Consider the following 20,332-nt stretch of genomic DNA (forward strand, 5'->3'; position numbering starts at 1 on the left):
TTAATAATTATAGAAATATTATTTTATTAAAAAACATTTATTATTTTTAAAAAAATATAAGATTATAAAAATTGATAATTATATGAATACCTTTTTAATGTCATAAATAGTTTATAAAAAAAATTAAATTTACATATAAACCTAATGATTAATGATTTAATAATTAAAAACAATGAAAATCACAAACTTAAATAACAATTTAGAGCCTACACCATCAAACAAAAAAAAATACATTATCATCATAATTGCAGTATTAGTATTATTTGGTTTTGCAATACCAAAAATATTGAAACAATTTGAACAAAAAGAAGTTACATGTTTGCCAAATAAGAATGCTATTTACGAAAAATATAAAGATGCAGTTGTTTTAGTAAAACATACTTACAGTTATCAAGTTTCGATAAAAGGTGCAAAACCGTTTATTTTGAATGTAAATGATGCCAATTATGGCGAACAAACCATTACAGGAACTGGTTTTTTTGTATCTGAAGATGGTAAAATAGTTACCAATCATCATGTGGCAGAACCTTGGAAATATGAAGATTTGAATAAAAATTTAAGTGATAACTTAGCTCAAGAAATTTCATATATTTTACCAGAAAATATAGATCCAGACGAGGCTAAAGAATATTTGGAAAAAAATTGGGATATGGTAAATTATGATGAAGAAGGAGGAGCAAATTCTGAACAAGGAGCATCAGAAAATAACGAGAACACATCGCCACAGCAAACCATAACCGCTACAGATTCAATAGATATTAGTGAAGAAGCAGCAAATTTGGTTGAAGAAAATCATCAATTAGAAGCAGCACTAGAAACCTCAAGGAAAATGGCAATTGAAGATATAGAAGTTATTCCAGTATCTGTAAATATAAGTATTGCTTTACATGGTTCAAATGATGAATGGCTAGAATGTGAAATTTTGAAAACAGCAGATGATGGCGAAATAGATGTGGCTGTTTTGCAAATTAAAACCAAAAAAATACCAGAAAGTGTTCAAAATGTGGTTGATTTGCAATCTGCCGTTAGCGACGATACCAGTATCAAGCCAGGAACAAATGCTGTTTTGATAGGTTATCCAATGGGTATGACATTAGCAAATACCAAAAAAGGGATTAAAGTACAAATTTATGAAGGTCAAATCAATAAAGAATCAGATGGTACAAGTTTACAATATAGTGTAACTTCTACACATGGTGCCAGTGGATCACCCGTTTTTAACGAATGTGGACAATTGATAGCCGTAAATTATGCTGGATTTGACCAAGCACAAGGTTACAATTTTGGAATTGTTGTTAAACATGCTTTAAATCTTATCAATTAGAAAATATGATAAAAAAAATTAAAACCTATTTAGAAACAACTATATTTTTGGCTCAATCCTTTATTGAGCCAAAACAGTTTATCTTTTTATCTAGTGTTTTAGTTGGTATTTCTGCTGCATTTGCAGTAATAGTATTAAAAACCTTTGCACATGCTGTATTTACGTTTGCAAATTATATTGAAAGTGTATTAAAATTAGGATTTATTAATAGTTTTTTTCCTATTTTTGGTATAATTTTAACTGTATTTGTGGTAAAAAATTTATTAGGAGGAACAATAGAAAAAGGGACGTCTCAAATTTTGTATGCCGTAGCCAAAAAAGCGAGTATCATACCAAAAAAGCAAATGTTTGCTCAAATTATAACGAGCTCACTAACTGTTGGTTTAGGCGGATCAGCAGGTTTAGAGAGTCCGATAGTGATTACTGGAGCTGCATTTGGTTCCAATTATGCACAAAATTACAAACTTGGTTATCAGGACAGGACCTTATTAATTGGATGTGGTGTAGCTGCGGGTATTGCAGCTGCCTTTAATGCACCAATAGCAGGTGTATTATTTGCCATAGAAGTGCTTTTAGTAGATGTAAGTATTTCTGCATTTACTCCAATCATGATTGCGGCTGCCACAGGAGCATTAGTTTCCGCTTTGATATTAGACCCTACAATTTTATTAAATTTCAAACAACAAGAAAATTTTGATTACCATAATGTTCCGTTTTACATTGGTTTAGGCATTATTACTGGCTTAATTGCTGTTTTTTATATCAGAAATTTTCAAAGAACGGAGCATTTTTTTGCTAGAAAAAGATGGAAGCCTTATCAAAAAGCGCTGATTGGTTCCAGTATATTGGCCATTTTGATATATGTTTTTCCAACCCTATTTGGAGAAGGTTATGAAAGTATTCGGATACTTTCAGATAAAAACCCTGGTCGGATTTTAAACCACACTCTTTTTGAAAAATACAATCAAAATACTTGGGTTTTATTAATATTTGTAGGACTAACAATGTTTATAAAAGCATTTGCTACTGGTATTACTTTAGGATGTGGAGGTAATGGAGGCAACTTTGCCCCTTCCCTATTTTTAGGGTCATATTGCGGTTTTTTGTTTTCTAAAATCATTAATTTTATTGGTATTGCTCACCTTCCTATAAGCAATTTCACTTTAGTAGGAATGGCAGGAATATTAAGTGGCTTGTTTCATGCACCGCTAACAGCTATCTTTTTAATTGCCGAAATTACGGGAGGATACAATTTGATGATTCCATTAATGATTGTTTCTTCTATTAGTTTTACAATTTCAAAAAGATTTGAAAAACATTCGATGGATGTCAAAAATTTAGCCAAAAAAGGCCATGTTTTTACTAATAATAAAGATAAAAATGTGCTTACAACATTAGACATCAATCAAGTCATACAAACGGATTTTTTGACTATTACTCCAAATGAAAATTTAGAAAAATTAGTAGATTTAATTTCACATTCCAATCAAGTCATTTTTGGTGTTGTCAATCTTGATAATCAATTAGTTGGCATTGTCCATTTCAATCATATCCGTGAAATAATTTTCAATTCCTATACCGTAAAATTTACAAAAGTTTCAGAAATCATGACACAGCCTTCTGATATTATTTATCCATTAGACAGTATGGAAACGGTGATGAATAAATTTGAAAAATCAAAAGTGGCTTTTTTACCTGTAATTAAAAATGGTAAATACCACGGATTTGTATCAAAATCGGTGGCTTTAGAAGCTTATAGAGCCAAGTTAAAATCGATGAGTATAGAATAGATTTTAAAAATTTAAAATTCAAATATCTTACCGTCATCGGCGGTTTCAACATTTGAGAAAACAGTTTCAGCTTCCTGTTTAAACAAATCAATATTTTCATATCTGGTAGAAAAATGTCCTAAAATTAATTTACCAACGCCAGCTTTTGATGCTATTGTTGCTGCCTGAATAGCTGTAGCATGCATTGTTTTTTGTGCTTTTTCATGTTCTGATTCTAAAAAAGTGGCTTCATGATACAAAACAGAGGCTCCCTCAATTAGTGGAATAATACTTTCATGATACATCGTATCTGAACAAAACGCATAACTTTTTGGGGGATCAGGATCAAAAGTCAGCGTACTATTGGGTAAAAAAGTGCCATCATCAAGTATAATGTCTTTTCCGTTTTTAATATTTTGATAAAAGCAAGTATCTATTCCCCATTTTTGAACCGCTTCTAAATGTAGTTTTCTTTCATTCCTTTTTTCTTTAAACAAAAAACCATTGGTATAAATCCTATGTTTTAAAGGAATAGTTGCTACCAAAACTTTTTCGTCTTCGTAAATAATTTGACTAGTTGCAGCCTCCAATTCATGAAAAATCAATCCATAACTAGACCAAGAATGGGATAATCGTAACTGAACCGTAACCAGCTCTTTGATTCCTTTTGGCCCATAAATATGCAAATCCGTAGTACGATTGAGTAGCATAAATGTCGAAATTAAACCAATTAACCCATAACAATGGTCGCCATGTAAATGAGATATGAAAATATGATTTATTTTAGAAAATTTAATCTTGTTTTTACGGAGTTGCACTTGGGTGCCTTCACCACAGTCAATTAAAAACAATCTATTTTTGATGTCTAAAACTTGTGCTGTAGGATTTGTAAACGTTCTGGGGGTAGCAGCATAGCAGCCTAAAATGGTAAGGTTCAATATATTAAAGTTTTAAATTCCTAAATCTCTTTCAATTGCTTCCATTTCAATCACGTCATAAGCTTCTTGAAGTGTGGGAACAATTGGAAATTTGTCAGAAATAATATTAAAATCTACATGTTCGCAAACTAAAACAATTGACTTATTATTTTTTTTAAAATTTTTAAAAATAGGTAAAAATATTTTTAGATTTTTATTATTCAAATCAGTATAAAAATTCAAATTGATGATGACATTAGCGTTTAGAATTGACGGATTATTTGATTCTATTTGAGAACAAATGGCTGTTAAATCAACATTGTCAGAAGCTTGGATAACGATTGTATTCGATATATCGTTCATTTTGATAATAAATTATTTAAAATGTTATGGTTTTATAATTAAAATTCAAAATTAAATTAAAATTTTTTAAAAAGGCTAATTCAAATTAAAAAACTACTAAAATATTTTTTTTAACATAATTTTAATTTTTTCTTTGAAAATTAGAACTGCTTTAGTATCTTTCGCCCTCGAAATAATGGTATAAATATAAACCTTAAACATTGATCAAATGTTAGAAGAAAAGAATGATAACCTGCAAGAAGCAGATGGAGCATTAGAAAATGCAAATCAAATGACAACATCAACTCAAAGTCAAGATTTTGAAAATTCGATGAATAACGCAGCTGTGGAAGCAATTTCAAGTGAAGTTGCAGCACAAGGCGAAAGTGATATTAAGAATATATCTCAAATTCCAATTGAAAATTACGAAAGTATGGCAATGGAAGACATCGTAACTTCATTAGAAAGTTTGGTACAAAACGAACAAATTATGGCCTTTAAAAGCCATATTGAAGAAGCCAAAACCACATTTTTGTCAAAATATTATGAATTTATTGATGAAAAGAGAGCTCAATTTGAGGCAGAAAATGCAGATACTAATGAAGAATTTCAATATCATTTTCCATTAAAAAATAAATTTGATCAACTTTATACATTATTTAAAGACCAAAAAAACAAACATTTTAAGTCATTGCAAAATGATTTACAAGCCAATCTAAATAAAAGACTAGAAATAGTTGAAGAATTAAAAAATTTAGTTGGTGCCCAAGATAATATTCCAAATGCTTTAAAGCAGTTGAATGATTTAAGAGAGCGTTGGAAAAATGCAGGTGCAATTCCAAAAGATAAATACAACCATGTTTGGAATAATTATCATTTTCATATAGAAAATTTTTATGATTTTTTGCATTTAGACAGAGAAGCAAGAGATTTAGATTTTAAGCATAACTTAGATTTGAAACTTAAAATCATTGCCAGATGCGAACAATTATTATCTGAAACTGATTTGAATAAAGCATTTAGAGAATTGCAAGATTTGCATAGAATGTGGAAAGAAGATATTGGCCCAGTTTCAAAAGAGCATCGTGAAGAAATTTGGATCAAATTTAGCGATTTGACCAAGCAAATGCACGACAAACGTGAGCAAATGTATGAACAAGTCCGTTTGATAGAACAAGACAACTTATCCCAAAAGACTATTATAATAGAAGCGTTAGAAGTTTTAGCAAAACATAAAGTAGATTCTCATAATTTATGGTTGGCACAAATAGATCAAGTTGAAGCCTTAAGAAATGCTTTTTTTCAAGTAGGAAAAGTTCCTATGGAGGTAAATGAAGCTACTTGGCAACGTTTTAAAAATGCTGTAAAAGATTTTAATACTTTGAAAAATTCGTTTTACAAAGAAATTAAAAAAGATCAGCATGATAATTTGTCCAAAAAACAAGCATTGGTGGCCAAAGCTAATGAACTGAAAGACAGTACCGATTTTGAATTGACAACACCAATAATGAAACAAATTCAAGACGAATGGAAAACCATTGGTCATGTTCCAAGAAAAATTTCTGACAGTCTTTGGAAAGAATTTCGTGAGGCCTGTAATCATTATTTTGAGAAATTAAAAGAATTCAAATCCATTGAAAATACCGACGAAGTTGAAGCTTTTGAAAAGAAAAAAGACTACATGGAAGTCATTAGAGCTTTTGAAATGACAGGCGATCATAGAACAGATTTGAATGCCATCAAAGTTCATATAGACAATTGGAAATCATTTGGAAAAGTGCCATTTACAAGAAGACACATTGATGGAAAATTCAACAAAATTTTAGATGCCTTGTTTGAAAAATTGAGTTTAAGCAAAAAAGAATCTGAAATGGTTCGTTTTTCTAACAAGTTAGAACAAATATCTGAAAGTAACGATAGCAGAAAATTAGAAAACGAAAAAATATTTATCATTCGAAAAATTGAAGAAGTTCAAAGTGAAATATTTCAACTTGAAAATAATATACAATTTTTTGCCAATACAAGGAATGCTAAAAAGGAAAATTCAATAGTATTAGAGGTTAGAAAAAACATTGAAAAGCATAAGGAAGAATTGGTATTATTGAAAGATAAATTAAAACAAATTAGAAATTTCAAATCAGAAGAATAGTATTTTAAAAAGCCTCAAAACCTATTGAGGCTTTTTGTTAAAAAATTAATAAAGCATTGTTATTTCTTTCAGATCAAAAGATTTGATGATCTTGTTTTCGAGTACTATTTCTAATTTTCCATGAGCAGTAACTCCTACTATTTTACCCATAAAAGTTTGATGATTTGAATCTTTAAAAGGCATAAAAATATTTTTTTTGAACAATAAACCATGGTATTTTTCCCACAAAATAACGTTCATCCTTTTTGATAATAAAGATATATTGAATTGAATATTGTCTATAATATTAGATAATATCAAATCTTTATCATAAATTTGATGTGTAATATTACATAAAGAGGAAGCTTGAGGAAGATTTTCAAATGAGGTTTGATTGATATTTATTCCAAATCCGATAATAGAAATAATACTGCCATCAGTTTTGAGCGTATTTTCAATAAGTATGCCAGCTATTTTTTTTGAATCTGACAAAATGTCGTTAGGCCATTTGATCGAAATATGTGGAATGTCAATATCTATTAATGTAGTAGCAATGGCTGTTGTAATGGCTACATTAAGATTGAAAATGTCTGAAGTCTGTTTTAAAATGTTTTTTATTAAAATGCTAACAATAAGGTTCTTACCGTTTTCAGAATTCCATTTTGCGCCCATTTGCCCTTTGCCATTGGTTTGGTTTTCGGCAGTTACAACAGTAAAATTTTCGAGTACATGAGTACTACTTAAACGTTTTAGATAATCATTGGTAGAATCTATGGCATTGAGTTTGATAATATTCATAAAATATAAAAATAATTTAAACTTTTGTTAAGGTTCAAAATTAACAACAAAAAATGATAACTTTGCAAAATATACAAAAATAATAAATGACAAAAAAAGAAATTAATAATGATGAACTTTTAGCTTTCATCATCAAAGGGATAGAAGAAGTAAAAGGAAACGATATAGATATTTTGGATTTGAGATTGATAGACAATGCCTCATGCGATTATTTTGTGATTTGTAATGGAAATTCAAATACACAAGTCAATGCTATAGTCAATTCCATTCAAAAAACGGTCTCAAAGGCCATCAAAGACAAACCTTGGCATGTAGAAGGATCTGATAATGCAGAGTGGGTTTTGATGGATTATGTAAATATTGTAGTACATGTTTTTCAAAAACACATACGTGAATATTACAATATTGAAAGCCTTTGGGGCGATGCCAAAATGACTTCGATAGAAAATAAATATTAAAAAATAAAGCATGTCTAAAGATAACAAACCTACTCCAAAAAAGATTAAAATTAGTCCGTGGTGGATATATGGTGCTATATTGGCCATAATTTTAGTTTACAATATTTTTGATGATGGCATCAAAAATTATGCACAGCCCGAAAAAATTTCAGTTGCACAATTCAATAATTTCCTAGAAAAAGGAGATATTTCAAATGTAATTGTATATGAAAAAGTACAAGCAGAAATATTTTTGTCTGACAAAGGTAAAAATAGCAAAGAACATGAAAAAGTAAAGTTGGATGTATTTAAAAAACCCAATAAAGGTCCTCAATATTTTGTACAAATAGGTAATGAGGAATCTTTTCAAAACATTTTGGAGAAAGCCAGAACACAAGGCAAATTAAAAGACTATAGTTTTGCACCAAAAAACCAAGCCATGTCATTGTTTGTAGATATTTTACCATTCTTAGTTATCATTGGAATTTGGATTTTTGTAATGCGTAAAATGTCAGGAGGAAGCGGTGGCGGACCTGGGCAAATGTTTAGTATAGGAAAATCAAAAGCCAAACTTTTTGACGAAAAAACAGATATTAAAGTAACATTTAAGGATGTAGCAGGGCTTGAAGGAGCAAAAGAGGAGGTACAAGAAATTGTAGAATTTTTGAAAAACCCTGAAAAATATACTAATTTAGGAGGAAAAATACCAAAAGGTGCTTTGTTAGTTGGCCCACCTGGTACAGGAAAAACGTTGTTGGCAAAAGCGGTAGCTGGAGAAGCACAAGTCCCTTTTTTCTCATTATCAGGTTCGGATTTTGTTGAAATGTTTGTTGGTGTTGGGGCCTCAAGAGTAAGAGATTTATTTAAGCAAGCCAAAGAAAAATCGCCAGCTATAATATTTATAGATGAAATTGATGCTGTAGGAAGGGCAAGAGGAAAAAACAGTATGTCTGGCGGCAATGATGAAAGGGAAAATACGCTCAACCAGTTGCTTACAGAAATGGATGGTTTTGGAACCAATTCTAATGTGATTGTTTTAGCTGCAACTAATAGAGCAGACGTTTTAGACAAAGCCCTGATGAGAGCAGGAAGATTTGACAGACAAATTTATGTAGATTTGCCAGACATTCGAGAAAGAGCTGAAATATTTCAAGTACATTTGGCACCATTAAAAAAAGTTGAAGGATTAGATATTGACTTTTTAGCCAAACAAACACCAGGTTTTTCTGGAGCAGATATTGCCAATGTTTGTAATGAAGCAGCATTGATTGCAGCAAGAAATAACAAAGAAGCGGTTGATAAACAAGATTTTCTGGATGCAGTAGATAGAATTATTGGTGGATTGGAGAAAAAAAATAAAATTGTTACACCAAACGAAAAACGGGCCATTGCTATTCATGAAGCAGGGCATGCCACAGTGAGTTGGATGTTGGAGCATGCAGCCCCATTGATAAAAGTAACCATTGTGCCAAGAGGTCAAAGCTTAGGAGCAGCATGGTATTTGCCAGAAGAGCGATTAATTGTAAGACCCGACCAAATGTTAGACGAAATGTGTGCGACTATGGGAGGTCGAGCAGCGGAAAAAGTAATTTTTGATAAAATATCAACCGGAGCTTTAAGTGATTTAGAGAAAGTAAACAAACAGGCAAGAGCTATGGTTACGATTTATGGATTAAATGAAAAACTTGGAAATATTACTTATTATGACTCTTCTGGACAAAGTGAATATGGATTTACAAAACCATATTCAGAAGAAACTGCCTTAGTTATTGATCAAGAAATTTCAAAATTAATAGAAGGGCAATACCAAAGAGCTATTGAAATTTTGACAGAAAACAAAGATAAATTAAACCAATTAGCAGATATATTAATAGAAAAAGAAGTTATTTTTAAAGATGATTTAGAATTGATTTTTGGAAAAAGAGATTTTAACCAAAACACATTCGACACTGAAATATCATAATGTTAATAAATCTTAATAAAAAATCTTAATTCAATGTATATTTGAATTAAGATTTTTTTATATTTGTAGGTTACAAGTAATAGGTGTAAATAAAAATGAATTTATTTAAAAAAATTTTTGGTTTAACTCCAGAAATAGAACAAGAAGATAACGTGTCTATTTTTAGTGAAATAGACAGTGAAATGACTATTAGTATAGAGGAACGTTTTGTAAAACTATTTCATGAAAATGGAGGTAAATTTATTTATTGTGAAGATTTTAATGAACTCCGAGAACAATTTTTGAATATTTTAGTAGAAAATGATTGGTTTGAATGTAGTGTATTATGTTTTGAAAATCAATTGATTCCTTTGCTTGAAGAAAATAAATTATTTTATAAAGCAAATGAGGAACCACAATTTTTATTTGCCACTTGTGAAGGATTGATAGCTGAAGAAGGCTCAATATTAATGTCATCTAATCAGGTAAAACATTTTAAACCTAATGATTTGCCTAAAAACATTATAATTTTATCTAGAACCAATCAATTTAATGAAACTATAAGTGATGGTTTAAGAGCTATCAAAAAGAAATATACAGCCAATTATCCCTTTAATATCATGGCAATAAAAAATTTTACTGAAAAAATTGACGAAAATTTTATGAATTATGGTATTTGTTCCAAAAATTTGTATTTATTACTTTTAGAAGAGTAATCATGAGAGAAACTACTACAAGAGCCCTATCTGGCATTATTTATATCATTATTTTGATAGGTGCCACTATATATTCTAAGTTAAGTTTTAATTTACTTTTTTTGTTTTTTTTAATAGTTTCTATATACGAATTTTGTAATTTATTAGATTTAAATAAAGTTATTTCATGGATTATTGGATTAGTAATTTATAATTTATTTGTAGTTATTGAAACAACTACATACAATCAAATATTACTTTTATGTGGTTCATTATTTGTATGTATAAGATTATTGGTATCGCTATTTCAAAATAAATTTGTTAAATTTGATGTTTTATCAAAATATGTTTTACTTATTGGTTATATCATTTTACCATTTGTAATACTAATAAAAATACCCTATTTGAATGCTATATTTTATCCAAAAATAATAATTTCTATTTTTATTTTAATATGGGTAAACGACACTTTTGCCTATATAGTTGGTAAATCGATAGGAAAAAATAAATTATTTGAATCGATTTCACCCAAAAAAACAATAGAAGGTTTTCTTGGTGGCTTAATGTTTGCTTGCATTGGGAGTTTGTTAATTGCAAAATATTTTGTACCAATGACATTGTTATTTTGGCTAACAATCGCAATAATTGTAGGTATATTCGGCACAATTGGCGATTTAGTTGAGTCGAGATTTAAAAGATTGGCGGGCGTCAAAGATAGTGGCAGTATTATGCCTGGCCATGGAGGAATTTTAGACAGATTAGATAGTGTTATTTTTGTGGCACCATTTATATATTTATTTTTACAAATTATTCAAATATTATAAGATGATTAAATTTCATAAAGAAGGAACTGTAATTATTACAACCACATTATTTTTGACAACCGTTTTAGTAATTGGTGCAGATAAGTTAATGGAAACAAGTTGGTTAAAATTATCAATACAAATTGTTGCATTATTACTATTGATAATCGTATTACAATTTTTTAGAAATCCAAACAGACAAATTACCCCAAATAAAAATGTAGTGTTAGCTCCTGTTGATGGAAAAGTTGTTGTAATTGAAGAGGTTTTCGAAAAAGAATATTTTAAGGATAAAAGATTACAAGTATCTATATTTATGTCGCCAATTAATGTTCATGTAACGAGATATGCCATGAGTGGTAAAATAAATTTTAGTAAATACCACCCAGGAAAATTTTTAGTGGCATGGCACCCAAAGGCAAGTGAAGAAAATGAGCGTACTACGATTGTACTTGAAAATGCTGAATTTGGCGAAATTTTGTATCGTCAAATAGCGGGAGCATTGGCCAAAAGAATTGTCAATTATGCGATTGAAGGTACAGAAGTAATTCAAGGTGACGATGCTGGATTTATTAAATTTGGATCGAGAGTTGACTTGTATTTTCCGATTGGCACCAAAATAGATGTAGTATTAGGGCAAAAAGCAATCGGAAATAAAACCATTATTGCATCAAAATAATGTTGGAAAAAGATTTAGATATTAGATTTCAGGAAGCAGTAACCATTGCTTTAACCATTCCGCAATCATCTTTGCCGCAAGATGTTCAATTGCGGTTGTATGCTTATTATAAACAAGCCACTTTAGGTACTATCGAATCCTCTAAACAAATGAGTTTTGATTTAAGAAATGCTTTTAAAACCAATGCTTGGATGCAAATAAGTCATTTGAGTGTAGAGGAAGCAAAAGAATTGTATATAGCATCCATTTTATCTATAAAAAATAAAATTTAATTATTTTTGTAAAACATTATTTAAAAAAAATAAAAAAAATGAAGATATTAAAATTGTTTTTTTGTTTGTTAGTGTTACAATCATGTCATAAAAAAAAATTGACTGAAGTTGTTGAAGTTCCGTTGCCCACAGCTCAAGAAACCACTAAGATTGGTAATCCAAATGATGTTAATGCCGTAGAAGGAACTTTCAAATTATTAAAATTATCATATAATTACGATGCGTTTGAACCCAGTATTGATGCCAGAACAATGGAAATCCATTATTCGAAACATTATGTAAATTATCTTAATAATTTAAACAAAGCTATTGCTAATACTGAAAATCAAACAAAATCATTAGAAGAATTATTAATAAATTTAGATGTTAAAAATGAAGATTTAAAAAATAATTTAGGTGGCGTTTACAATCATAATTTGTATTTTGAATCTATCGGTGGTAAAAAAAATCAAATTCCAAAGGATACCCTATCGGGGGCAATAAACAAAAGTTTTGGTTCTTTTGAAAATTTTACTTCAGTTTTTAAGTCAAGTGCTTCAAAACAATTTGGATCTGGTTGGACTTTTTTGATAATCACAAAAAAAGGAATGTTAGAAGTGGTAAATAGCCAAAACCAAGATAATCCATTAATGCCTAATGCTATTGTGAAAGGAAAACCAATTTTAGCAATTGATTTGTGGGAACATGCTTATTATTTGAATTATCAAAATAAAAGAAATCAATATATTGATGCTTTTTTCAATATCATCAATTGGGAAAATATTGCAAGAAATTACGAAGAAAGTTTAAAATAAACTATTTTTGCATGAATTTCAAATGATCTAATTTATCATTTAATTCTTTCAATAATAAAAATTGTTTTTCTTGTGTTTCAAAAAGTGTTTTAATTTGTTCTTCGAGTAACAAATCCATTTTTTGATTTAAACTTCTAACCTGCATTTCCGCTTTTAAATTGATTAAATAATCATTTTCACTTCTTTTACGGTCTTTTTCTTCTTGCCTGTTTTGACTCATCATAATAATTGGTGCCTGCAGTGCTGCTATACAAGATAAAATAAGGTTCATTAATATGAAAGGATATGGGTCAAATTTATAAAAACCTGTAGCCAAAACATTAAATATAATCCATACAATTAAAAGAAGAAAAAAAGAAATTATGAAATTCCAACTTCCACCAAATTGAGCTACTTTGTCAGATATTTTTTGTCCTTTTGTTAGTTTTTCTAATGGCGGATGAATCAAATTTTGAATAATCAGTTCTTCAGCATCAATAGATTTTTTTACAATATCATGCAATTTTTCCAATTGCTTTTGTTCTTCTTTAATAAATTCTTTTATATTTATATTTTCCATTTTATTTAATTATGATATTCAAATATAAGAATTAATATAACACGATATCAAATTATTTTATATTTTCATTATAATACCTGCTTTCAATTCTTTTGATGTCTTTTATAGAATTTTTGGTCCAATTGAGTCTTTTTTCTAACATAACAGCTTCGTTCAATTGCCAATTAATAGTAGATTTTCTCAATCTGGATGTTAAATTTTGTAATATAATAGCAGCTGAAACAGAGATATTTAAGCTCTCTGTAAATCCAACCATTGGAATTTTTAAAAAACCGTCTGCATTTTTTATTATTTCTTCTGACAATCCTGCCCTCTCAGTTCCGAAAAATAATGCACTTGGTTTAGAAATATCAAAATCCTCCAATAAACAATCATTTTCATGTGGTGTAGTAGCAATGATTTGGTACCCTTTGTTTCGTAGTGTTTCAATACACGTTTGTTGTGATTCATATTTATAAATATCAACCCATTTTTGAGCTCCCATGGCTATTTCTCTATCAATTGATTTTCCAAATCGTTGTTCTATGACATGAAGTTCTTGTACACCAAATACTTCGCAACTTCTCATTACAGCACTAGTGTTGTGGAGTTGGTACACATCTTCAATAGCAACTGTAAAATGATTAGTACGGTTTTTTAATATTTTTAAAAAATTTTCTTTTCTATTTTCTGTCAAAAAAGTTTCTAAATACGCTAAATAATCTAAATCAATCATAATTTATAAAATATTTGGCAAAATTAAAAAAAATGGTTAATTTTAGGGAGTTAAATTCTAAATAAAACAGCCAATAATTAATGTTTTTTGGGCGTTCCCCAAGGGTCGGGCTATCTGTTGCAAACTACGTTCATTGAACTCCAAAAGAAATGAAATATTGTGAAATAATCTTATTTGAGGTTGAAAAAGCCTCAAAAAAGGATTTCTACAACTATCCCTAACGCAAAATACTGTAAATAAAGAATATAACTTTTTGAAATTGAAAATAATCAATACATCTAATAATTTGCAAATGAAAAAAATAGTAGTACTCACAGGAGCAGGAATAAGTGCAGAAAGTGGCATAAAAACCTTTAGAGATAGTGATGGCATGTGGGAAAATCACAATGTTATGGATGTGGCAACTCCAGAAGGATGGCAAAAAAACCCAAAGTTGGTTTTAGATTTTTATAATCAAAGGAGGAAACAACTGAAAAGTGTATATCCGAATAAGGCTCATAGTATATTAAAAGATTTAGAGGATCTTTTTGATGTAGAAATTATTACACAAAATGTTGATAATTTGCATGAAAAAGCAGGAAGTAGTGCCATAATACATTTGCATGGCATGCTAACCAAAGTTAGAAGCACAAAACATGCTAATGTAGTTTTAGATTGGCATGACGATTTGAACTGGGGCGATACTGATTCAAATGGTCATCAATTACGACCCCATATTGTTTGGTTTGGCGAAGCCGTTCCTATGATTGAAAAAGCGGCCTTAATAGTAGAGAAGGCCGATATATTAGTTATAATTGGCACTTCGTTGCAAGTATATCCAGCAGCTAGTTTGATGCAATATGCTAATGCAAATACGACAATATATTATATTGATCCAAATCCTGCTGAAATGTATGATTTGCCTAATGATGTATATATTATTAAAGAAAAAGCATCAGTTGGTATGGAAAAATTATATAAAATATTAATAAATTAACATTCAATATTTGATAATTAGTTTTCGATAAATACAACCCATTTATTCAAAAAACTAATTATCTTTGGGCTTTGAAAATAAACAACAATTACAATGACATCTCTTACAGAATTAAATGCCATATCGCCGATTGATGGCAGATATAGAAATAAAACCCAAAATTTAGCTCCTTTTTTCTCGGAAGAAGCCTTAATAAAATATAGAGTTCAAGTAGAAATAGAGTATTTTATTGCATTATGCGAAATACCATTACCACAATTAAAGGAAATTAATTCAAATATTTTTTCAGATTTAAGAAATATATACCTAAATTTTTCTACAAAAGATGCATTATGGATCAAAGAAACTGAAAAAATTACTAATCACGATGTAAAAGCTGTAGAATATTTTATTAAGGAAGCATTTGAAAAACATGGATTAGGTGCATATAAAGAGTTTATTCATTTTGGTTTAACTTCGCAAGATATAAATAATACTGCTATACCCCTATCTACAAAAGAAGCATTTGAACAGGTTTATTTACCACTTTTAATCGAATTAACTGCTAAATTAAAAGAGTTGAGCATTGAATGGCAATCTATACCAATGTTGGCCAAAACTCACGGACAGCCCGCCTCTCCTACCCGTTTGGGCAAAGAAATTGCGGTATTTGTTACTCGTATCGAAGAACAATTGCGGTTGCTTTTTAACATTCCTTTTGCAGCAAAATTTGGTGGAGCCACAGGCAATTATAATGCCCATCATGTGGCATACCCTCAAATAGATTGGAAAGCGTTTGGTACAAAATTTGTTAGCGAAAACTTAGGTTTACATCATTCTTTTCCCACAACACAAATAGAACATTACGATCATTTTGCAGCATTTTTCGATGCTTTAAAACGCATCAATACCATCGTTATAGATTTAGACAGAGATATTTGGACCTATGTTTCGATGGATTATTTTAAACAAAAAATTAAAGCAGGCGAAATTGGTTCCTCTGCCATGCCTCATAAGGTAAACCCTATTGATTTTGAAAATTCTGAAGGAAATTTAGGTATAGCAAATGCAATTTTTGAACATTTAGCTGCAAAATTACCTACCTCTAGGTTGCAACGAGATTTAACAGACAGTACCGTTTTAAGAAACATTGGTGTACCTATAGGTCATACCATCATTGCATTTGAATCTACTTTGAAAGGTTTGAATAAATTATTATTGAACAAAATTAAATTTGAAGAAGATTTAGAAAAAAATTGGGCTGTTGTAGCTGAAGCAATTCAAACAATTTTAAGACGTGAGGCGTATCCAAATCCTTATGAAGCATTAAAAGGATTAACCAGAACTAATGAAACGATTACAAAACAATCTATTCATGAATTTATTCATACATTGGAAGTTTCAGACGAAATTAAATCGACTCTTTTAAATATTTCTCCAAGTAATTTTACAGGTATATAAAATTATAATTAGTATATTACAAAATATTTTATTTAAATGAATGTAATTTCTTCAAAATTTTGGGCTTTATTGAGTTTTTGTTTTTTGATTTTGCTCGTTTTTTTATATTATGCAGAAATGAATTACAATCAATCAAAAACTACAAATATTATACCTCAAGCCGGTGTTATATTGAGTTTTGATGATGATTATGTAGCTGAATGGCAAATGGCTGATAATTATTTGAAAATTTACCGCTGGAAAGCAACTTTTTTTGTAAGTAAAATAAATAAAATTAAATATCCGCAATTGATTCAATTGTTAAAATTTCAACAAAATGGACATGAAATTGCGGGGCATGGATGGTTACATACCAAAGCACCATTGTATTTAAAAAAACATTCTATTGCTTCGTATATGAATTTGGAAATTTTACCGATGCAAAATTTTTTTAGACAGAATAATTTAAAATTACACTCTTTTTCTTATCCTTATGGGGAAAGAAATGAAATTTTGGATAAAAATTTGTATCAAAAATTTAAGATATTAAGAGGTACAACTTATGCTAGTTTTGAACCTGAAAGACAAAATTGTTATAATGATTATGCCTCACGATTGGTATTAGGTTGGGGAATTGATGAATTTTACCCTCAATTTAGCATTACATATCTTGAAAAATTATTAGCATTTGCAAAAAAAAATAACAAAATATTAATATTATATGCACACAAACCCGTAAAAGCAGTTAAAGGTAAATACGAAGTTGATTTGAAAACATTAGTTTTTATTTGTCAGTATGTACAAAAAAACAATATGAAATTTTATACATTTAAAGATTTGAATTAAAAAACTCGATACTATAAATTACAGTATCGAGTTTTTGATTTTATTCTTGTTTTTGTCCCATCATCATCAAATAAGCTTTCAAAAAATGATCTATTTCACCATCCATTACCCCATCTACATTACTTGTTTCTTCTTGAGTGCGTACATCTTTTACTAATTTATAAGGATGCATTACATAATTTCTTATTTGTGAACCCCATTCAATTTTCTTTTTATTAGCTTCTATCTCATCTCGCAATGCTTGTTTTTTCTTTAATTCAATTTCATATAATTGAGATTTTAAAAGTTGCATTGCTTTGGTTTTATTATCTAATTGCGATCTTGTTTCAGAATTTTCTATAATAATACCAGTAGGATGATGCCTTAATCTTACTGCAGTTTCAACTTTATTTACATTTTGTCCCCCTGCCCCACTCGACCTCATGGTTTCCCAGGATATATCTGCTGGATTAATATCAATTTGGATGGTATCATCTGCCAACGGATATACATATACCGATGCAAACGAGGTATGCCTTTTGGCATTGCTATCAAATGGCGAAATCCGAACCAACCGATGCACACCATTTTCGCCTTTGAGGTATCCAAACGAATAATCACCCTCAAATTCTAGTGTAACGGTTTTTATACCAGCCGCTTCGCCTTTTTGAAAATTCAATTCTTTGATTTTATAGCCTTCTTTTTCGCCCCACATCATGTACATCCGCATCAACATCGAAGCCCAATCACAGCTTTCAGTACCTCCAGCACCTGCAGTTATTTGTAGTACAGCACTTAATGAGTCTCCTTCGTCTGCAAGCATATTTCTAAATTCGATAGCTTCAATATGATGGTTAACTTTCATATAGTGCTCGTCTAATTCTGCTTCTGTCAATTCGCCCTCTTTATAAAAGTCAAATGCCAATTGCAATTCGTCCGCAAGTACAACAGCTTTATCATAATCTTCAACCCATTTTTTCTTACTTCTTAAAGTTTTGATATATGCTTCAGCTTCCTTTGGATTGTCCCAAAAATTGGGAGCCAGAGTTTTTTCCTCTTCATTTGTGATTTCTATCAATTTGGCATCCACGTCAAAGATACCTCCTCAACGCCCCAAGGCGTTCCACAATTCCCTTAACTTGTTCGGTAGTTGTCATTAAAATTTTGTTAATTAATTATTTTATAAACTTTTTAAAAAAATATAATTTTTCATCTATTTTCTAATTACCTCGAATAATTTGGTGCTTCTTTTGTAATGGTTACATTATGTGGGTGGCTTTCTCTAATGCCACTTGCTGTAATTCTTACAAATCTACCATTTTGCTGTAATGTTGGAATGTCTTTTGCACCACAATACCCCATCCCTGCTCGCAATCCACCAATAAATTGCAACATGCTTTCGTTGAGTTCGCCTTTATATGGAACTCGACCAACAATGCCTTCGGGTACAAGTTTTTTTACATCGTCTTCAACATCTTGAAAATAACGGTCTTTAGACCCTCCTTCCATGGCTTCTACAGATCCCATGCCTCGGTAGGATTTGAACTTTCTACCTTCAAAAATAATGGTTTCACCAGGAGATTCTTTTGTACCGGCCAATAAGGATCCAAGCATTACACAATCGGCTCCAGCAGCCAATGCTTTTGGAATATCGCCTGTGTAGCGAATACCACCATCAGCAATTACGGGTATCCCTGTTCCTCTTAATGCGGCAGCTACTTCTAAAACAGCAGAAAATTGAGGAAAACCAACACCTGCAACAATTCGTGTGGTACATATAGAACCAGGGCCAATGCCTACTTTTACGCCGTCGGCACCATTTTCTACTAAAAACAAGGCAGCTTCTGGTGTTGCAATATTTCCTACAATAACATCAATTTGAGGAAATTTTGATTTTACGTCTTTCAATACATTTACAACGCCTTGAGTGTGTCCGTGGGCAGTGTCTATAATAATTGCATCCACTCCCGCTTTTACTAATGCTGCTGCTCGTTCTACTGCATCGCCAGTTACTCCAATTGCAGCCGCTACTCGCAACCTTCCAAAAACATCCTTATTGGCAATTGGTTTTTGATTATGTTTTGTAATATCTCTAAACGTTATCAAGCCAACTAATTGATAATCAGCATTAACAACAGGTAATTTTTCTATTTTATATCCTTGCAATACTTCCTCGGCTTGTTCTAATGAAGTCCCTTCCGAAACGGTAACTAAGTCTTTAGCCGTCATGACTTCTTGAATAGGTCTGGCATTATTTTTTTCAAATCGTAAATCTCTATTGGTAACAATACCTTTCAAAACTTTATTTTCGTCCACAATTGGAATGCCGCCAATACCATATTCTTTCATAGCATTTTTAGCATCGGCCACAGTCGAAGATAATAAAAGTGTTACAGGATCTATAATCATTCCAGACTCTGCTCGTTTTACTTTTTTCACTTTTGCAGCTTGCTGAGCAATAGTCATGTTTTTGTGCAAAACTCCAATACCTCCTTCTTGAGCCATTGCAATTGCCATGGCACTTTCTGTAACAGTGTCCATTGCTGCCGACACAATTGGTACATTTAAGGTAATGTTTTTAGAAAATTTTGTTTGAATACTCACTTCTCTAGGAAGTACATTTGAGTAATTTGGAACTAATAATACGTCGTCATACGTAAGTCCTTCGCCGATAATTTTAGATAGGTGTGCGTTCATTGCAATTTGTGATTAAATTGCGTGCAAATATATATAAAAATTTTTAAATCAAGCATTATTTTGCTTTGATTTTGAAATTAGCTAAATTCAACTAACAAATGCATAAATTTTAGATTTATATTGTAATATAATGGCAGCGTATTGAAATTTATAATAATGATTGCATGGTTTTTTAATTTGTAGAATATCAGTTGTTGAAAATATTTTGTACTAAAGTTTTTTATAAAAAAATAATTTATTT

Annotated in this window: 20 protein-coding genes; 13 read left to right on the forward strand and 7 right to left on the reverse strand. The window is 30.3% G+C overall.

What is annotated here, in order from left to right; genetic code table 11:
• The first annotated feature begins 172 nt into the window (after nucleotides 1–172).
• Both B0A58_RS14015 and B0A58_RS14020 read left to right on the forward strand, forming a co-directional pair.
• Nucleotides 173–1,324: a S1 family peptidase gene (locus B0A58_RS14015; protein WP_089081578.1), complete on the forward strand. Its 1,152-nt coding sequence runs from the start codon at nucleotides 173–175 to the stop codon at nucleotides 1,322–1,324.
• Nucleotides 1,325–1,329: 5 nt separating this feature from the next.
• Nucleotides 1,330–3,114: a chloride channel protein gene (locus tag B0A58_RS14020; RefSeq protein ID WP_089081579.1), complete on the forward strand. Its 1,785-nt coding sequence runs from the start codon at nucleotides 1,330–1,332 to the stop codon at nucleotides 3,112–3,114.
• A gap of 11 nt (nucleotides 3,115–3,125) precedes the next feature.
• On the opposite strand, the gene B0A58_RS14025 is transcribed toward B0A58_RS14020, so the two are convergent.
• Entirely contained in the window at nucleotides 3,126–4,031 is a 906-nt protein-coding gene (locus B0A58_RS14025) for a ribonuclease Z (RefSeq protein ID WP_089081580.1), read from the reverse strand.
• Nucleotides 4,032–4,043: 12 nt separating this feature from the next.
• A complete protein-coding gene (locus B0A58_RS14030) occupies nucleotides 4,044–4,373 on the reverse strand; it encodes a ribonuclease Z (RefSeq protein ID WP_089081581.1) in 330 nt (109 codons plus the stop codon).
• Between the two features lie 208 nt (nucleotides 4,374–4,581).
• Here B0A58_RS14030 and B0A58_RS14035 point away from each other — a divergent pair, with 208 nt between their 5' ends.
• A complete protein-coding gene (locus B0A58_RS14035; RefSeq protein WP_089081582.1) occupies nucleotides 4,582–6,501 on the forward strand; it encodes a DUF349 domain-containing protein in 1,920 nt (639 codons plus the stop codon).
• Between the two features lie 45 nt (nucleotides 6,502–6,546).
• Here B0A58_RS14035 and B0A58_RS14040 read toward each other — a convergent pair whose 3' ends face one another.
• Nucleotides 6,547–7,278, reverse strand: coding sequence for a biotin--[acetyl-CoA-carboxylase] ligase (locus B0A58_RS14040; RefSeq protein ID WP_089081583.1), 732 nt, complete (start codon nucleotides 7,276–7,278; stop codon nucleotides 6,547–6,549).
• Nucleotides 7,279–7,364: 86 nt separating this feature from the next.
• Here B0A58_RS14040 and rsfS point away from each other — a divergent pair, with 86 nt between their 5' ends.
• From rsfS to B0A58_RS14075, 7 genes are all read left to right on the forward strand, one after another.
• Nucleotides 7,365–7,736 (forward strand): ribosome silencing factor, encoded by a 372-nt coding sequence (gene rsfS / locus B0A58_RS14045; protein ID WP_014084092.1) that lies wholly within the window; start codon nucleotides 7,365–7,367, stop codon nucleotides 7,734–7,736.
• Nucleotides 7,737–7,746: 10 nt separating this feature from the next.
• Complete coding sequence (ftsH, locus tag B0A58_RS14050; RefSeq protein WP_089081584.1) at nucleotides 7,747–9,678, forward strand: ATP-dependent zinc metalloprotease FtsH; 1,932 nt, start codon at nucleotides 7,747–7,749, stop codon at nucleotides 9,676–9,678.
• A gap of 95 nt (nucleotides 9,679–9,773) precedes the next feature.
• On the forward strand, nucleotides 9,774–10,373 hold the full coding sequence (locus B0A58_RS14055; RefSeq protein ID WP_089081585.1) for a lactate utilization protein B/C: 600 nt from the start codon (nucleotides 9,774–9,776) through the stop codon (nucleotides 10,371–10,373).
• Between the two features lie 2 nt (nucleotides 10,374–10,375).
• Complete coding sequence (locus B0A58_RS14060; RefSeq protein WP_089081586.1) at nucleotides 10,376–11,176, forward strand: phosphatidate cytidylyltransferase; 801 nt, start codon at nucleotides 10,376–10,378, stop codon at nucleotides 11,174–11,176.
• Nucleotide 11,177: 1 nt separating this feature from the next.
• Nucleotides 11,178–11,834: a phosphatidylserine decarboxylase family protein gene (locus B0A58_RS14065; RefSeq protein WP_014084088.1), complete on the forward strand. Its 657-nt coding sequence runs from the start codon at nucleotides 11,178–11,180 to the stop codon at nucleotides 11,832–11,834.
• Nucleotides 11,834–12,106: an acyl-CoA-binding protein gene (locus tag B0A58_RS14070; protein WP_014084087.1), complete on the forward strand. Its 273-nt coding sequence runs from the start codon at nucleotides 11,834–11,836 to the stop codon at nucleotides 12,104–12,106. Before B0A58_RS14065 ends, B0A58_RS14070 begins: the two co-directional genes overlap by 1 nt.
• A gap of 38 nt (nucleotides 12,107–12,144) precedes the next feature.
• On the forward strand, nucleotides 12,145–12,900 hold the full coding sequence (locus B0A58_RS14075; RefSeq protein WP_014084086.1) for a superoxide dismutase: 756 nt from the start codon (nucleotides 12,145–12,147) through the stop codon (nucleotides 12,898–12,900).
• Nucleotide 12,901: 1 nt separating this feature from the next.
• Here B0A58_RS14075 and B0A58_RS14080 read toward each other — a convergent pair whose 3' ends face one another.
• Nucleotides 12,902–13,459: a DUF1003 domain-containing protein gene (locus tag B0A58_RS14080; protein ID WP_089081587.1), complete on the reverse strand. Its 558-nt coding sequence runs from the start codon at nucleotides 13,457–13,459 to the stop codon at nucleotides 12,902–12,904.
• A gap of 52 nt (nucleotides 13,460–13,511) precedes the next feature.
• On the reverse strand, nucleotides 13,512–14,174 hold the full coding sequence (locus B0A58_RS14085) for a TrmH family RNA methyltransferase (protein WP_089081588.1): 663 nt from the start codon (nucleotides 14,172–14,174) through the stop codon (nucleotides 13,512–13,514).
• Nucleotides 14,175–14,466: 292 nt separating this feature from the next.
• Between B0A58_RS14085 and B0A58_RS14095 the strand changes: the two genes are divergently transcribed.
• From B0A58_RS14095 to B0A58_RS14105, 3 genes are all read left to right on the forward strand, one after another.
• On the forward strand, nucleotides 14,467–15,150 hold the full coding sequence (locus B0A58_RS14095) for an SIR2 family NAD-dependent protein deacylase (RefSeq protein WP_089081590.1): 684 nt from the start codon (nucleotides 14,467–14,469) through the stop codon (nucleotides 15,148–15,150).
• A 93-nt stretch (nucleotides 15,151–15,243) separates the two neighbouring features.
• Complete coding sequence (gene purB / locus B0A58_RS14100; protein WP_089081591.1) at nucleotides 15,244–16,590, forward strand: adenylosuccinate lyase; 1,347 nt, start codon at nucleotides 15,244–15,246, stop codon at nucleotides 16,588–16,590.
• Nucleotides 16,591–16,707: 117 nt separating this feature from the next.
• On the forward strand, nucleotides 16,708–17,415 hold the full coding sequence (locus tag B0A58_RS14105; protein WP_165766356.1) for a polysaccharide deacetylase family protein: 708 nt from the start codon (nucleotides 16,708–16,710) through the stop codon (nucleotides 17,413–17,415).
• Nucleotides 17,416–17,455: 40 nt separating this feature from the next.
• On the opposite strand, the gene prfB is transcribed toward B0A58_RS14105, so the two are convergent.
• Together prfB and guaB are read right to left on the reverse strand one after the other, a co-directional pair.
• Nucleotides 17,456–18,551 (reverse strand): peptide chain release factor 2 gene (gene prfB / locus B0A58_RS14110; RefSeq protein WP_133063148.1). Its coding sequence is split into 2 segments (ribosomal slippage): nucleotides 17,456–18,487 and nucleotides 18,489–18,551, totalling 1,095 coding nucleotides; the frame shifts between segments, so codons are not numbered across the junction.
• Between the two features lie 67 nt (nucleotides 18,552–18,618).
• Nucleotides 18,619–20,091, reverse strand: a complete 1,473-nt coding sequence (guaB, locus tag B0A58_RS14115; RefSeq protein WP_014084080.1) for an IMP dehydrogenase — start codon at nucleotides 20,089–20,091, stop codon at nucleotides 18,619–18,621.
• Nucleotides 20,092–20,332 lie beyond the last annotated feature (241 nt).

It is taken from the genome of Flavobacterium branchiophilum NBRC 15030 = ATCC 35035 (assembly GCF_002217205.1).
In the GTDB taxonomy this organism is placed as follows: domain Bacteria; phylum Bacteroidota; class Bacteroidia; order Flavobacteriales; family Flavobacteriaceae; genus Flavobacterium; species Flavobacterium branchiophilum.